15 protein-coding genes and 1 pseudogene are annotated in these 14,575 nt (G+C 67.1%); 8 read left to right on the forward strand and 8 right to left on the reverse strand.

Annotated features, from left to right (window positions below; all coding sequences use genetic code 11):
• Positions 1–497 (forward strand): hypothetical protein (locus ACFE8Y_RS17005; RefSeq protein ID WP_375465565.1); only part of this gene is annotated, 497 nt, incomplete at its 5' end.
• A gap of 113 nt (positions 498–610) precedes the next feature.
• Positions 611–949, forward strand: coding sequence for a DUF3768 domain-containing protein (locus tag ACFE8Y_RS17010; RefSeq protein WP_375465566.1), 339 nt, complete (start codon positions 611–613; stop codon positions 947–949).
• Positions 950–983: 34 nt separating this feature from the next.
• Here ACFE8Y_RS17010 and ACFE8Y_RS17015 read toward each other — a convergent pair whose 3' ends face one another.
• Positions 984–1,277, reverse strand: coding sequence for a helix-turn-helix domain-containing protein (locus ACFE8Y_RS17015; protein WP_375465567.1), 294 nt, complete (start codon positions 1,275–1,277; stop codon positions 984–986).
• A 137-nt stretch (positions 1,278–1,414) separates the two neighbouring features.
• On the opposite strand from ACFE8Y_RS17015, the gene ACFE8Y_RS17020 reads away from it, so the two are divergent.
• Together ACFE8Y_RS17020 and ACFE8Y_RS17025 are read left to right on the forward strand one after the other, a co-directional pair.
• Positions 1,415–2,338, forward strand: a complete 924-nt coding sequence (locus tag ACFE8Y_RS17020) for a hypothetical protein (RefSeq protein ID WP_375465568.1) — start codon at positions 1,415–1,417, stop codon at positions 2,336–2,338.
• 57 nt (positions 2,339–2,395) lie between these two features.
• Positions 2,396–3,988, forward strand: coding sequence for a hypothetical protein (locus ACFE8Y_RS17025; RefSeq protein ID WP_375465569.1), 1,593 nt, complete (start codon positions 2,396–2,398; stop codon positions 3,986–3,988).
• Between the two features lie 155 nt (positions 3,989–4,143).
• Here the strand turns inward: ACFE8Y_RS17025 and ACFE8Y_RS17030 are convergent, their stop codons facing one another.
• The 4 genes from ACFE8Y_RS17030 to ACFE8Y_RS17045 all read right to left on the reverse strand — a co-directional run bounded on the left by ACFE8Y_RS17030 (position 4,144) and on the right by ACFE8Y_RS17045 (position 10,103).
• On the reverse strand, positions 4,144–5,205 hold the full coding sequence (locus ACFE8Y_RS17030) for an ROK family protein (RefSeq protein WP_375465570.1): 1,062 nt from the start codon (positions 5,203–5,205) through the stop codon (positions 4,144–4,146).
• A 419-nt stretch (positions 5,206–5,624) separates the two neighbouring features.
• Positions 5,625–6,956, reverse strand: a complete 1,332-nt coding sequence (locus tag ACFE8Y_RS17035; RefSeq protein ID WP_375465571.1) for an MFS transporter — start codon at positions 6,954–6,956, stop codon at positions 5,625–5,627.
• A 125-nt stretch (positions 6,957–7,081) separates the two neighbouring features.
• The gene (locus ACFE8Y_RS17040) at positions 7,082–8,743 is read right to left on the reverse strand and encodes a DUF927 domain-containing protein (RefSeq protein ID WP_375465572.1); all 1,662 of its coding nucleotides are present in this window, start codon (positions 8,741–8,743) and stop codon (positions 7,082–7,084) included.
• Between the two features lie 379 nt (positions 8,744–9,122).
• A complete protein-coding gene (locus tag ACFE8Y_RS17045; protein ID WP_375465573.1) occupies positions 9,123–10,103 on the reverse strand; it encodes a hypothetical protein in 981 nt (326 codons plus the stop codon).
• A gap of 475 nt (positions 10,104–10,578) precedes the next feature.
• Between ACFE8Y_RS17045 and ACFE8Y_RS17050 the strand changes: the two are divergent.
• From ACFE8Y_RS17050 to ACFE8Y_RS17065, 4 genes and pseudogenes are all read left to right on the forward strand, one after another.
• Positions 10,579–10,719 (forward strand): annotated as a pseudogene (locus tag ACFE8Y_RS17050) (LuxR C-terminal-related transcriptional regulator); the annotation flags it as partial.
• A gap of 88 nt (positions 10,720–10,807) precedes the next feature.
• Positions 10,808–11,464, forward strand: coding sequence for an acyl-homoserine-lactone synthase (locus ACFE8Y_RS17055; protein ID WP_375465574.1), 657 nt, complete (start codon positions 10,808–10,810; stop codon positions 11,462–11,464).
• Positions 11,465–11,484: 20 nt separating this feature from the next.
• The gene (locus ACFE8Y_RS17060; protein ID WP_375465575.1) at positions 11,485–11,679 is read left to right on the forward strand and encodes a hypothetical protein; all 195 of its coding nucleotides are present in this window, start codon (positions 11,485–11,487) and stop codon (positions 11,677–11,679) included.
• On the forward strand, positions 11,679–12,107 hold the full coding sequence (locus tag ACFE8Y_RS17065) for a hypothetical protein (protein ID WP_375465576.1): 429 nt from the start codon (positions 11,679–11,681) through the stop codon (positions 12,105–12,107). The genes ACFE8Y_RS17060 and ACFE8Y_RS17065 overlap by 1 nt, the downstream gene beginning before the upstream one ends.
• Positions 12,108–12,288: 181 nt before the next feature.
• On the opposite strand, the gene ACFE8Y_RS17070 is transcribed toward ACFE8Y_RS17065, so the two are convergent.
• From ACFE8Y_RS17070 to ACFE8Y_RS17080, 3 genes are all read right to left on the reverse strand, one after another.
• Positions 12,289–13,377, reverse strand: coding sequence for an acyltransferase family protein (locus tag ACFE8Y_RS17070; RefSeq protein ID WP_375465577.1), 1,089 nt, complete (start codon positions 13,375–13,377; stop codon positions 12,289–12,291).
• 166 nt (positions 13,378–13,543) lie between these two features.
• Positions 13,544–14,131: a hypothetical protein gene (locus tag ACFE8Y_RS17075; protein ID WP_375465578.1), complete on the reverse strand. Its 588-nt coding sequence runs from the start codon at positions 14,129–14,131 to the stop codon at positions 13,544–13,546.
• A partial coding sequence (locus tag ACFE8Y_RS17080; protein ID WP_375465579.1) for a transposase occupies positions 14,128–14,575 on the reverse strand: 448 nt, incomplete at its 5' end. The genes ACFE8Y_RS17075 and ACFE8Y_RS17080, both read right to left, overlap by 4 nt.

Raw genomic sequence — 14,575 nt, forward strand, 5'->3', positions numbered from 1 at the left:
GCAAGGACCTCTACGCCCGCCTCGTCGAGATCGCCGGTGGCAGCGCCGGGCTCAGCGTCGCCGTCGCGCTGCCCGCGCCGGCCGAATCGACCGAGCCAGCCTCGGAAGCCGAGCGTCCCTCCAAGGCCGAGGCGCCCGCCGCGGCCGCACCCACTCCCTACGCGGATGAGCCTGGGGACACACCGGCCGTGACGCAGGAGGATGCCGCTCCCTCGTCCGCGGCGGCCGAGCCGAAGGACGCACCCGCAGCCGCCGTCGCGCCCCCGCGCCCCGGCGCGCACATCTTCGTCGGCGCGCCCCTGCCGGGCGAGCGCGACCAGATCGGGCTCGGCAGCATCGTCCTCGCTCATGAGGGGCCGGAGGACGGGTGGTGGGAGGCCGAGGTCATCGGCTGCAACGGTCGGGTCTTCTCCCTGCGCTGGCGCGACTTCCCCACCCAGCCGACGATCCTGCGCAAGGCCGGCGAACTCGCCCTGCTGCCCCCCGGCGAGGTGTAGGCCACCGCCTCAATGCCGCGCCCGAGCCGATCCGCGCGACCGGCTCGGGCGCCCCTCGCGACGGCGATCCGCCCGCACCAGCCATCCCGCTCCCTCACGCCCCTGAGGCTTCCATGACCGCCGCCATCCTCGATGCGGGCCGCATCGCCAAGCTCAACGACATCCTGCGCCGCACGCTCAGCGGCAGCACGCTCGTGCTCACCCCCGGCATCGCTGCCCTCGGCCGCGAGCGCCAGGGGATCATCCTCGACGCCGTCGCCGCGTTCGACAGCTTCAACGCCGACAACGACCCGCACCGCGAGCACGACTTCGGCGCCGTCGAGGTCGCGGGCGAGCGTGTGTTCTCGAAGATCGACTACTACGACCGCTCCGGGCACCACGCCTCCCCCGACCCGGCCGACACGAACGTCACGCGGCGCGTGCTTACCGTCATGCTGGCCGAGGAGTACTGACGTGATCGCCGCGACGATCATCGCCCCAGAGCTCTCAGCCGGTATCTCCGGCTTTCAGGGTGCGAGGGCGACCAGGCTTCCGGCCGGCGCGAAGTGGCATGGGCGGCGTGTCTTCCGCATCGGGTGCGCGAAGCAGGGCATCGATCTCGACGCCGAGCGCCCCCGCCAAGCGGTCCAGCACATCAACGGTCGGGTTCCGAACACCGCGCTCAATGCCGCTCAGGTACGGCGCGGCGACGCCGGCATCGACGGCAAGCGTCTCCTGCGACAGCCCGCGTTCGCCGCGCAGCCGCCTCAGGTTCCACGCGAGGCGCCCCCGTCCGCTCATGCGGTTCAGGCACGCAACTTGACCGCGTTAATCCATGAACTATTGGATATGGATTACGTTAGACATCGAGCCCCGTCCGCACGGGCAGGGAAGCCCGTCGAAGGGACCGGGCCAGACCGAGCGCGTGACAATGAGCTGTGCGACGCCGCGCCGTCGCACAGCGTCACCGGCGAGCGGACCCCGACGGAACGGCTGCGTGCTCATCAGCAACAACACAAGTTCGGGAGGGCAACGTGAACGAGAGTACCGATTCGCCGTTCGCGTGGATAATCCTCATAGGAGTGGTGGCCGCTTTTGCCGCCTGGGATCTCGCCAAGCGCAAAGGACTCAACAAGCGAAGCTGGGCCGCAACGTGCTTCTTCTTCGCTCCGGCCCTGATCGCGCTGGCTTTCGCGAAGTCGCAGCAGCGTCCTGGCGAGACCGAGGCGTTCCGCAACCGCTGGACCTCGCTCGCGGCCTACGATCCCGAAATCAAGGCCGCCGTGGAACGGCTGTCGGCGCTCGGCGCGGCGGCCGTCGATCAGTTCCGGATGGCCTACGCCGACGTCCAAACGAAGGAATCTATCCCCCTCATCGTCGCCGATATCGAGCGGCGCTGGGCGGCGGGTGAGGGTCTCAAACCGGAGGTTGATCCCTTCGAGCGGCTGGCCGAGCTGCACCGCCGTGGCGTCCTCAACGACGCCGACTACGAGGACCAAAAGCGGCGCCTGATGAAGCCGCGCCGGCCCAAGACCCTCCGGTCGGGCTGGTGGTGGAAGGCCCCGGCCCTGTTGTTCCTCGTCTTCCTGTTCTGGCCGCGCGGCACCCCGGCGGGCTTCCCGACCTGCGAGGCCAGCACGACGCGCGAGATCGTGCGCCGGGCCATCGAGGACGGCGAGGACGCCAAGGTCCGGAACACGCGGCTGCTCGCCCTCGATGAGGTCAAGGAACTCAGCCACGACCCGGGAAAGCCAGAGCGGTACTGCGCCGGCCTCGCCGCCCTGAACTCGGGCGACCGCCGCATCGCGTGGCGGCTGTTCCAGCGCGGCAACAACCTCTTCGTCGAGGTCTCCGGCTCGTAGCCCGCCCCTTCGCGCGACCACGCCTCATCCCCCCGTCACGCCCTCGGAGATACCTCGATGACCAATCGTCCTCGTGCGCTCGCGCTCGCCGCCGGTCTGCTCGCCCTCACAGAGCCAGCCGCCCAGGCAAGCACCATCACCGACTTCCTCGACCGCATCGGCGGCTGCCGAAAGCCGATGAGCGACAGCTTCTCCTACGAGGTCTCACCGTACACCCCGAAGCCCTACGGCAAGGCGCTCGCCGAGTGGACGGACCAGGATCTGGCCGACTTCCGCGCCTACTTCGTCGCCTGCCAGACGCGGCGGCCCGACTGGCAGAGCATGGGCGACTACAACCGCAACGATGCGATCCGCGTCATCGACACCGCGATGGCCGAGCTGCGCCCCAAGGTCGCCGAAGCCCGCGCCGCCGCCGAGCGGCAGCGCAGTGACGCTGCCTACGAGGCGGAGAAGCGCCGGCGCGAGGAGGACCAGCGGCGGGCAGAGGCTGAGGCGGCCGCGCAGCGTGCTCAGGCCGAGGGTGCAGCACAGACCGAGCGGACCCGCCGCAACGAGGAGGTCCGACAGAAGGCTTTGCCGCTTCTGAACGAGCTGCTGGCCTTCATGCAGAACGAGATCGACGCGCTGGCGCCCGAGCAGAAGCTTGCCCGCCTCGACGGCTACATCGCCCGGATGGAGGCGGTCGGCCGTGAGATTGGCGATGTGCCGGCGTCGAAGCCGCTTCTGACGATGCTGGAACCGACCCGCACGTTGCGCGATCAGGTTGCGGCGGAGCAGGCCCGCCAAGCGACCGCAGCGCGCCCCGTGCCGGACGCCAGGGACAGTGCTGGCGCCGGGGGCGGCCCTTACACCGATTTCGAGTGGATGGGGCAGCGCGCCATCATGGCGCTGACGAACCCGCTCCAGGGCGAGGACTTCCGAGCTTCGCTGTCCCAGGGCATCGACTTCAACGTCGGGGTGAGCGGCATCGAGCCGGCCGCCACGGGCTGGATGGTCCACCTCTCGGGCCGCCTGGGCAGCAGCGGCACGTCGGGCCAGGGCTTCTTCTGCCGCGTGGACGGCGCGGACACGGCGAGCCTTGCGGTGCTGCGCACGGTGACGCCGCCCTACGGCATCATCCATGTCACGGCGCCGCGGGCGGACGAGTATCTCCTCAACAGCAGCCCGCTGCGCATCCGCATCGTGTTCAGCCCCTGCCGGATCTCCACGCCCGACAATGGCCCGCGCCGCAGCACGCAGGGTAGTCGGACGAGCGGTCCAGCGGCTCCGAACACGCCGACGGCAACCGGCGGCTCATTGAGCGCACCGCCAGTCGCACCCTCGCCGCCAGACCTCCGCTGCCGGATCAATCCACCACGGCGCGGGCCGGAACGGGCGATGGCGCATCGCCTGCGGCAGGTCTGGGCGATCCCCGAAGCGTTGCGGGACGACGCGAGCCTGTGGCTGACCTTCGCCGTGACCCTCAACTTTGATGCCGAGATGGCCGAGGCGCCGAAGCTGCTGCGCTCGACCAGCCAGCGCGCGACGCCCGAGCAGTTGCAGGCGGCGGTCGAGGCGGCGCACCGCGCGATCCGCGAGAGCGCCCCGTTCCCGGAACTCGGTCAGCTTGCCGGCGGCACGATGCAGGTGGATATGACGCCGTGCGACTGATTGCGGGAGACTTCAGACCCTCATGGTTGCGCGGTGCCCCGCGAGGACGACCGCGCACGGGCCGATGAGGGTCGAGTGGCTCGACGAATGGCTCTGCCCGAGACCCTTTCGGAGTACAGGTTGGAGAGGTGCTGGGAAGCGCAAGTAGATCAGGATCAGCGGTTGGTGAAGCGGGCGTTTCCGAGCCCGGTGCCGACCGTCAGCGCCCCCCAACGCTCGACATCGCGCATGAAGGGCACCTCGCTGAGCCCTTGGACGACGGCATCGTTGTGCAAGCAGATCCGGGTCGGACGCCCGCCGAGCTCCGGAAGCGCCTCTCTCAGGGCTCGAACCAGGTTGAAGCCCTGCGCCTCCCAGTCTCCGCCGGGGAGGTTCTGACCGCCGCGGATGACCGTTCCGTCACGGTCGATGAGCCCAGGGCAGCCGATGCCGATGAAGGGCGCCATGCCGACGCCCGCCGCCCGAGCCTCGGTGAGCAGGTCACGGAGCAGGCCGACCAGGGTCGCGACGGCCCCGTCCCGCGTCGCGTCCGGGTCATCCCTGTGGCACCAGAGCTTGGACTGCCACACCTCGGCCCGTGACAGGTCAGCGGCGCTGCCGCGTTCGGTCAGGACGACGCCGGCCCGCACCTTCGTGCCGCCGATGTCCACCGCCAGGATGGCCTCGCCCGCGTCGAGCAGAGCAGGCGGCATGAGGTGGACCGCCCCGATCAGGCCGGCCTCGTCGGGATGATGGCGCATGGGTGTGAGACGAACGGCACCACCGACTCGCAGGAGAACACTGGCCCGTCCGATGGCGAGCTCCCCGAGCCGGCCGTCCCGGAAGCCGCCGCCCACCGCGATCCGCTCGGTTCCGGTCCAGCCGTCCATGCGCAGGAAGCGCCGGGTGGTCGTGGCGATTTCCTGCGCGAAATCTTCCAGGGTGCCCATGATGACGCCGGCGGCCTCGGGATCGCCCTCGGCCAGCACCGAGTTCAGATGCCCCCGGTCGTAGTGACCACCGGTCGCCCTGGCGAGGGGATCGCTGGAAGCTCCGCTCTCACCCAGAGGCCGCAGGCGCTCCCGCCAGTCCTCCAGCATGGCCTGGAAGGCTCGGCTGCTGGCGCGGTCGCCGAGGAAGCCGCCGGTCTCGTCGTGCAGTTCGGCGTTGTAGCAATCGACCGTGACGGCCGCGAGCCGAGCGGCGCCGTGGGCGGGATCGTCTGGCTGGTTCGACATTGAACGGCGGCCCTGGTTCGAGACAACCCTAGGCGTGCCCCATGACGAGCCGACGAACGCCCACCGGCGGCATCGGCCGTGCGCGGAGCCCGCTCGACCCGGACGTTCGCGCTGGCCGTGTCCACGCCGAGTGCCGCCAGGGGTTCGCCCAAAACCTGGCGGTAAATGCCCGCGCGGCCGCAACCGCGCGGGCTGAAGTCATTGGAAGGATCGCGGGCCTGGATCGCAGCCGGACCCTCGGCCTCATGCGCTGCGCCCCTACGGCCTCCACGAGGTATGAGCCGACGTCTTGACGGGCCTCGTTCGGGGAAATTTCCGGGTCCTCGGTCCGTCCTGTCCCCGTTAGCAGGGACCCGATGGCGCTCTGAGGCCCTGCCAGTCCGTGGCTCAGGCTCGCCTTTACCGAAGTCCGCCAAGACTCATCCGTGCGTCGCGGCGGGCCGCGGGGCGGCCTCATCGGAGATGCCGACCTTGGCCCAGACGTAGATCGCTAGCAGTGCCACCGGGATGCCGATCAGCGACGTCCAGACGAAGAACCAGGTGAAGCCCGTCCGCTCGATGGCGAAGCCCGAGAAACCCGCCAGCACGCTGCCCGGGAAGGCGCACAGCGACGTCAGCAGCCCGAATTGGCTCGCCGCATGGTCAGCCGAGGCGAGGGTTGACATGTAGGTTATCAGAACGACCGACGCGAAGGCGTAGGCGAAGCCGTCGACGCCGACGGCGACCGCGAAGGTCCAGAAGGCCGTCCCGCCATCGCCCCCGTGCGCAGCGAGGTAGGCCAGGCTCAGGTGCGAGGCCGAGCCTGCCACCGTGCCGATCAGGAGGCTCGGCAGCATCCCAATCCGGGGGATGAGGGCGCCGGCCAGGAACGTGCCGCCGAGCGCGATCCAGAAGCCGAACAGCTTGGTCACGGTCGCGATGTCGGTGTTGGAGAAGCCCTGGTGCTTGAACAGCGGCACCGCCATCGCGCTCGCGACGTAGCCCGGCATCCGGAAGCCGGCGACGAGCAGCAGGATGACCGGCGCCGTGGGGCCGAGCCGGGTCAGGAACTCCCGGATCGGCGCCCAGATCGTCTCGACGAAGCCCGCTTCGGGGAGGTGGGCGGCCTTGTCCGAGGGCGGCTCGGGCGCGAGCACGGCCGCGAGCGTGCCCGCGAGCATCAGCGCGCCCATGCAGAGGTAGGCGCCGCGCCAGCCGATCCGGTCGGCCAGGAACAGGGCGCCCGCTCCCGCCGCGAGGTTGCCGACCCGCCAGCCGATCTCCGTCCAGGACGAGAGCACGGCCTGCTTCTCGGGGGGCCGGACGCTGGTGATGCGCCAACCGTCTATGACGAGGTCGAGCGTCGCGCCGGCGAAGCCCAGGGCCAGCGAGAACACGACCGTCCAGGCGAGCAGGTGCGCCGGGTCGCCGAAGGCGACGCCGGCGAGCGCCGCCGCGACGCCGAGCTGCGCGGCGACGATCCAGCCGCGTCGTCTGCCGAGCAGACGCCCGAGGACGGGCGCGTCGTACCGGTCCAGGAACGGCGCCCACAGGAACTTGAACTTGTAGGCCAGCGTCAGCTCGCTCAGCAGGCCGATGGTCGCGATGGAGATCCCGGCGTCGGACAGCCAGGCCGATTGCGTCGAGTAGACGAGCAGGAACGGGATGCCCGACGTGAAGCCGAGCCCGAGGGCCGGGGCGATCCGCCGGTCGGTGAACAGGGCGGACCAGAAGGGCGTCGGTTCAGGTCTCGTGACGGCCGTTGAAGTCATGCCCGATCTCCTCAGCTCCTAGCCGGACAGTACGGACCCGGGCTTACGACAACCTCATGAACTGGAAGCGCGAGCGGCCGTTCCTTACCCCGGCTTTGGTTCTCTTCCGCCTTGTCCCGCCTCAATCAGGTCTGATCGAGACGCACGGCGTACACGCGATCCTTTGGCATGTTCGCGCGAAGCTTGGCCTGACACTGCAACGGGCCGGCATTGGTCCAGAGCCGGCCGGCGGCCTTGAGCTCGCGAAGCATGGCGAGACCCGCATCGCCGAAGGCGGCATCCCACTGGGCCTTGCGCAGCATAAGGTACAAGCCGTTGCCGTGCCGGCTCGCCAGGAATCCTGGCGTGGCGTCGAGGGCGGCCTTGTCTAGATCAGGATAGATCCCATCGCGCAGGTCGATCAGCTTCGACCGCCCCCGGATGACGTATTGCTGCACCCGCTCCCCGGCCGTTCGCGGCGCAGCCACCGGCTCCGGTGGGGCCGCTTGGCGCCGGTACACCTCCAAGATGCGCGAGCCGACGTGATCGAGCGGCAGGATGCCCCAACGGCGGGCGAAATGCGCCGCCACGTAGGCGAGGGCGAACTTGTCGCCGGCGCGAGCGGCAGCCTTGTCTTCCGCGCCAGCGAGCCCAGCCCGACGGCGAAAGGCGTTTAGGTTCCGCACCATGCGGCGCTTCAGCAACGCCCGGCCGAGGGACGTTGCGAGGCGGCGCTCAAGCTCGGCCGTGAAGGCACGAGCCGCATGGCCATGATGCTCTGTCGCGACCTGAACGACCTCGTCCGCGGCCGCCTTGCTGGTCGCGCATCCGGGTGGCAAGCGGTCGAACACACCATAGCGCGAGGCCGCGGCCGGGATCGTGGCGACCCGCACGCCGATGGCTTCCGCCTCGGCCGGCGGCAAACCGCGCATCACATCCGCCAGGGCAATGTTGGTGGAGCTGAGGAAGGCGAAACGGTAGCGGGTGGCGGGCCGGTCGTGACGCTCCTTCTCGATCCCATGCGCCAGCTTGAACATGGCCCGGGCCAGGGTATGCCGAAGGTCGGCACCTCCGCCCTCCAGGTACTCGCTGATCTCATCGAGGAGCAGCACGCTGTCATTGGCCTCGGCCATCGGGCGCTCCAGCCCGTTCACGGTGGTGTTCCAGTGACGGACGAGATCGGAAGGCGCGCCGTGAACCGACGCCGCAAGCTTGAGCAGGACGCTCTTGCCGAGGGTAGTGACGCCGAGCAGCTCGAAGCCTGGATTGTCGTCGAGCTCGGGCACAAGGCGGGGCAGAAGAGGAACGAGGGCGCAGGCCAGGACGAACGTGAGCAGCGCCTGTTCGTTGGCCAGGCGGCGCACCTCCGACTTCCACGTCTCAAACGAGCCCTGAGGGGCACCTGAGGACTTCGGGTTGGAGCGGACATCAATGGCCGGCACGCCGAAGAGCTTGGCCGGAATGGGGTCCCCGGCTCGGATGAAATGCGGCCCCTGCCAGCCGGAGGTCTCGACGATATAGACCTGCTCGGCCGCCTTCGCCCGCTCAGCCTCAGCCTTCACATGGTTGCGGGCAGGCAGCGTGACGATCAGCACGCCCTGCCTGTTGAGGTGCGCGAAGAATCCACCCTCATTCGCGAGGAGGTCGGCGACGGAACCCGTGGCCGTCCCACCGTGATAGCTGACGCGCAACCACGATTGGCCGTGCTGATCCAGGCATTTGACGACCGAGGGACGACTACCCTCGCTCGCACTCGGCACCTTGGGTACAGGGCGGACAATCACCTGCTTTTTGCTCTGGGGTGGCATGGTTCCTTCCTAAAGGTAGCTCGGGAAAGGCCGGGAAAAGAGGTCGGGGTCTGCGGGCAGAAAACGTACATGGCTTTGCCGCCGATCACGCATGGCAGCAGCCTGCGAGCGCGTGACACGCCCCGCTTCCACGGTGGAAAAGCCTTGATGGCGCAGAGAGGACCTGATGATCAGCCACAACACTACGACCACCGGCTACGATGCGCAAGCCGCTATGCCATTCTCAGCGAGAAATGCGGGAAAAGTGGGAAATTAGCATCCACGGCCGGGGCGGACCCTCCGGTTCAGGGAGGCGGCGGGAAAGTCGAGACCGAGCCTGACATCTGGGAGCCGCTGCACTTCCTTTTCCCGGCCAGGGATGACGCGGGAAAGCGACCGCTCAGGCCGTCCGGCTCGCGTTCCCTTGGAGCGTGAGCGTCCCGCCCCCGATGCGACAGCCACGCAGCATCAGCAGATCGCCAAAGCTTTGCCGGTCGATCCACATCAGCCATTCCGCGAGCCGGGGATTGGGGATGCGCTGCCGACGCGGATGGCGTCGCCACACGCCGTCCTTCATGTAGCTTGGCTTCGATGGCCAAAAAGCTTGGCCGAGGTAGTAGGACACGCGTCGCTCCGGGTCCTTTAGGGAGAGCACCCGGATGGGCTGGCGGACGAAGCCCGGCGCCGTCGGGTCGCCGCGGCGATAGATCGGCAGGGCCTTGAGTTGCCTGAGGAGGGGAACCAAGCCGCCGGTCGCAACGACGTGCAAGTGAAGCTGGTAGGTGTCGTGGCTGGGATCGTAGTCGCCGTGCAGGAAAGCGATGAGCCAGCCGTCGGCATCCTTGAGGCCGGCACGGACAAGCTGTTGCCGAAATCGCTCCAGGTACTGCTTAGGTTTGATCGCCGGCAGATCGCGACCACGAATCCGCCAGTCCCGCGGGATGATCGTGACGAGCCCCACCTCGGCCGCCGGATTGTCGCGGATCAGCTTCAGCACTGCGCCGACGAACCGGAGGCGGAAGCGGCGCATGTAGGCGGCCGAGGCAAAGGTCTGGGCTGGGGGGCCACCTCCCGCCGGCCGCTTGAGGCGTATCGCGAGGTCACGGGCGTCGTGTACGCTGTAGATCTTCACAGGTCGGGGCGCGCTAGGGCGCAGGGTCCCATCGGCCCAAAGTTTTAGGGTCTCGCGCCGTAGACGGTCCTCCGCGCGCGCCGTGCGCTGCTGCTCGAAGCCGCCTTTGTCCCGACCGATCTCATCGGCTGGTTTAGCTTTGAGTTGATGCTGAAGATTGTAGGGATATTGGGGGTAGTAGAGGCGCTTAAGCTTGAACGCGCGGTCGTCGAGATCGCCATAACCTGCGGCTGTTTTCTCAAAGCGCATTGTTGGAATGCTTTCAACCTCTCTCGACCTTTGCCGCCTGTTGTGCTGGCTCGGGTCAACCCGAAGCAGCAGCGGAGGTTTCGCGTCCGAGGAATTGGCTAGACGGTCGGCACAAAATGCTGGTACAAAGCAAGCGATTGCCCGAACGAAACATCGTTGATTTTACAGGGTTTTCTGCTCTGGCGGTACAGTCCCCCCCTCTCCGCCAAGACCCTCTGTGCGCTAAGGGGAATTTAGCGGAACGATCGTCCAGCCCCACCAACTACCCCACCGCTCGACATTCGCACGCCCTCTCCGGCCCCGATCCCCGCTCGGCGATCCGTCTCGGCAGTTTCCTGTCGAGGCGCGCGCGATGACCGAGGAATGCCGAACTGCCGGTTCAGCAAGACCGACGCAGGCCTGCTGATCTGTCGGCGCTACCTGCCAACCGCGGTGCCCAACCGGACCTCCGCGTTCCCCTGCGTCGGCCGGAAAGACCGCGTGGGACATCGCCGCGATTCTGTCGATCTCCTCCCGGACGGTGGAGCAGCACCTCGCCAGCGCCGCGCGCAAGCTCGACACGGTCAGCCGGGTCCAGTGCGTGGCCGAAGCGATCCGGCGAGGGCTCATCGCCTGAACCGATAAAAGTCTATCCGTAAATTTACGGATGCCCGGCTGAGCCTAAACTAGAGATTATTTCTGCAGTTTACGCGGAGGTGTCGGCCGTGTTTCGACTGATAACGGGTGATATCGACACCGATTTTCCTGACTTTACGGATAGAATATACAGATTTCGTCATGGCTTCTTCGTCGATCATCTGAAGTGGGAGGCTTGCCGCAAGCCCGACGGGCGAGAGCGCGACCAGTTCGACGGCCCAGGCTGCGTCCACGTGGTAGGGGAGGAGTTCGAGGAGATCGTCGCCTACGCGCGCCTCCTGCCGACGACGCGCCCGCACCTCGTCAGCCATGTCTACCCGGAGATCATGCAGGGCACGCCATTGCCCACTGGCCCGCGGCTCTACGAGTGGACCCGGCACGCCGTCGCGCCGCGCAAGCGCGAAGGCCGGGGCGCCCGAGAGTTTACGAAAGCCCACTTCGCGGCCGTAGCACGCGCTGCGGAGGCGGTCGGGATCGAGGCCCTGCTGGTGCAGACCCATCCGATGCTGTCGGACCGGGTCATGGACATGGGTTGGGATGTGGAGCCGCTGGCCCTGCCGACCACCTACGACGGCGGGCTGGTCCTGCCGATCATCGCGCGCCTGACGCCGCATACCCTTGCCACGGCGCAGATGGCGCTCGCCGCGCACGGATCTGAACTCGCCGTCGATGGTCGCCGGTCGCCATCGCCTGCACCGGCTCTCCCGGACCGTCTCGTGGCGTGACCCGGTCGGCACGCCCCCTCTTGAGCCGCGCCGCATCGATGGATCAGGATCGAGAACGCCCGGACGAATGGATCGAGCGGGCCGTCGCGCAGGCCTGCGCCCTGCGCGAGACGGTCCGCCACCATCCGGACCTGCGCGAGCTGGTCGACGTGATCCTTCTCGACCTTGGCGCCAAGGTCGGCCGTTACCCGAAACCACTGGAAACCGAGATCTGATGCCATCGCGACCTTCGCAAAGCGTGCTGTTCTTTCGGCTCTACCGCGAGGTGACCGTGCCGCTCTACGCCGACATGGTGGCGCAGATCTGCGCCTCGCCGGACCTGCCTTTGGAGCTCGCGACGATCATGGAGGATATCGGGCACGAGTTCATCGGCTTCGGCTCGGCACTCAACGCCGAACTTGTGCGGCGCGGCCTCCTTGATGAGGTCGCCGACGCGGATCAGACCGTCGAGGCGCGGATCGATGCCTTGGTGGAGGAGATCACGGCCCGCCGAGAGCCGCCCCGGTCGCGTGGGGCGGGCCGCCTCCTATCGCAAGCCTCAACCCAGCAAGCGCTGAAGGCCGCTCTGGTGATGGCCTTGGATCTCCCGTCCGCGCGGCAGTTCTTTGTGGGCGCATCCCCCCGTGAAGCGGCGGCCGATTGATCGTGAACGGGCGATCCGGTGCGGGCAACCCGCAAGCGCTCGTTGCGTCCTGGCTCGGCCGGCCGGCGGATATGATCCGCGGTGGGCTTGGGAGGCCTTGGAGCGGCTGACCGGGAGCGCGTGGGCGCACGAAAAACCCGCCGCGGCGGGTGCCGGGCGGGGCCGTAGGTCGTCATCCTGGCTATAAAACTTTGACTGTCGGAATTCTCGCACCCTCGAGCGCATAGATGGGCGCCTGCGTACCGCGCAACTTTCTGCGTAGTCGCTCGACGGGTCGCGTAACGAAGCGTTCTAGGACGATAGCCAGCACGACCGCCAAGATCACGATCGCCACGTCAACCGCCCACGGCGCCAGGATCGGGATCTTGTGCCCCACAGCTCGTACGGCAACGATGACCAGCCAGTGGCAAAGGTACAGAGGATAGGACAGGTCGCCGATCCACACGTCCCACGGACGGCTACGTTGGAATGCCATCAGTCCGGGGAGCGCGAGAACAAGAGCGAAGATCAGGAGGAAGGACGCGCCGTAAAGGCCGATCTCGATCTGCGGAACCGCCGCAAACGCAGCGAATGTCAGCAGAACGGAAGCAACACCCCATGCCGGGGCACGCACGGACGCCGCGACGACTGGTGCCAGAATCTGCTCCGACAGCGCGCCCAGCAGGAACACCCAAAGTTCGAATGGAAAGAACCGGAAAGACCACGGATCGTGTTGCAGACCCCATCCCCATGCCATGAATTTGGCCAAAAACGACGCAGTAAGGATTGTGACGAGGATGGCTCTACGACGCATGATGAAGGGGGCAAGAGCGTAGAAGGTCAGTTCCGTTCCTAAGCTCCATGCCGGGGGCACGAGTGCATAGCCCCAGAGTTGCGGGTCCGTCTGTCGGAAATCCGCTGTCGGCGCGAGACCTCCGTGATCCTGTTGCAAGAACAATAGCCAGTCCTGACCGAATAGGAGAACGTTGCATGCGATCAGAAAAACTTTGGTAGGTATATTCAAACTCGAAAATCCTGCGAGCCATTCTGCTCGCGTAACCCAAAGCAGTAGTGTTGCAATCGCGACGACAAAATAAATTGGATAGATGCGCAGCGCGCGGTTTACGAAGAACTTTTTCTTGTCCTTGTATGCTGGCTGCATCCTTAAAATGTAGGAAATCAAAAAACCACTGATCGCAAAAAAAAGTTCTACGGCGACGTCGCCACCAATCAAGAAGGCAGAGGGGCGTGTATGGCCAATCAGGACGACCATCGCGAGGACGAAGCGCACAATCCCCATCAGAGCACCACGAGTGTTAGGGGCGATCGACCACGAGGGACACGTCCCGCAACACCAAACAAGTACCGCGCTGAGCCGGAACATAAAAATTCCGGCTCAGCGCGAGGCTGGCTGGGCTTTTAGCTTTCTCGGTCGTTGGGGATGGGTCAGTCAGGAATCAGCCGTGTATAGACTGTGGCAAGCCGCCCGTATGCCAGAAATCGCCGATCCAGGGGCGAAGCCCGTCGACAAAGGGCCGGATGTCCGGTCGCGTGACAAGCAACAAGCCGACCAGTAACATCGCGAACCCGACGCCGGCCCCGAGCGCAATGCGGTTGCGGCGGGGCACCGTACCGTCGACCGCGCCCGGGGCGCTGACATGCAGCACCACGGCGATCGCCGAGAGCAGGACTCCGGGCGAGATGATCTCGGCGTTCAGGAGCCACTCCGAGGGCGCAAGCCGGTAGACGATCGAGTAGACGTCCTGCCAGAAATGGGACGCGAAGCCGATCCAGATGCCGACCACCAGGAAGTCGCTTCGCTTCGGGGTCGCGGTCTTCAGTGCCAGCCACGCGTCGGACCCGTAGACGTACAGCAGCGCCATGTAGAACCCAGCGGCGAGCACGCGCGTCGCCAGGATCATGTCGGCGTTCGGCACGAAGGCGTTGATGCCCTGATATCCGAGAAAGAGCGCGGCGACGCACAGCAGGATGGTCTGCCGGATACGGTCCGGTCGGTTGAGTCCTAGGGCCTGCGCCCAACTCAAGGCTTCCGTCCTAGGGCCTGTCGTGACTTCATCCAATCGAGGGGGGCGGCGAGGCAGAGGACGCCTGTGAAGCTGAGGGCGGTCTTCTCGTAGCCGGTGGCGACGGCGCGCCATTCTTTGAGGCGCGCCCAGAGCCGTTCGACGATGTTTCGGTTGGTGTAGACCCGGTCCGGGCAAGCGAGTGGCGCCTCGTTGCGCTTGGTCGGGATCGCCGGGCGAGCGCCCGTGTTCCAGATGGGGTCGCGGAAGCGATGGCTGGAGTAGCCGCGGTCGCCCACCACCCACTTCGGCACGCCGGGCAGTTGATCGAGCAGCCGGGCGGCATGCTGCCAGAACTGCCTTGCCTGGAAGATGTAGCCGTCGCGGTTGCCTGCGGCGCGCGTTCGCCGTGCTGGAGACGGCCAAGGGCATCGCGCTCGATCTGACGACCATCCCGGCCGAGGA

It is taken from the genome of uncultured Methylobacterium sp., from assembly GCF_964242245.1.
Classification (GTDB): domain Bacteria; phylum Pseudomonadota; class Alphaproteobacteria; order Rhizobiales; family Beijerinckiaceae; genus Methylobacterium.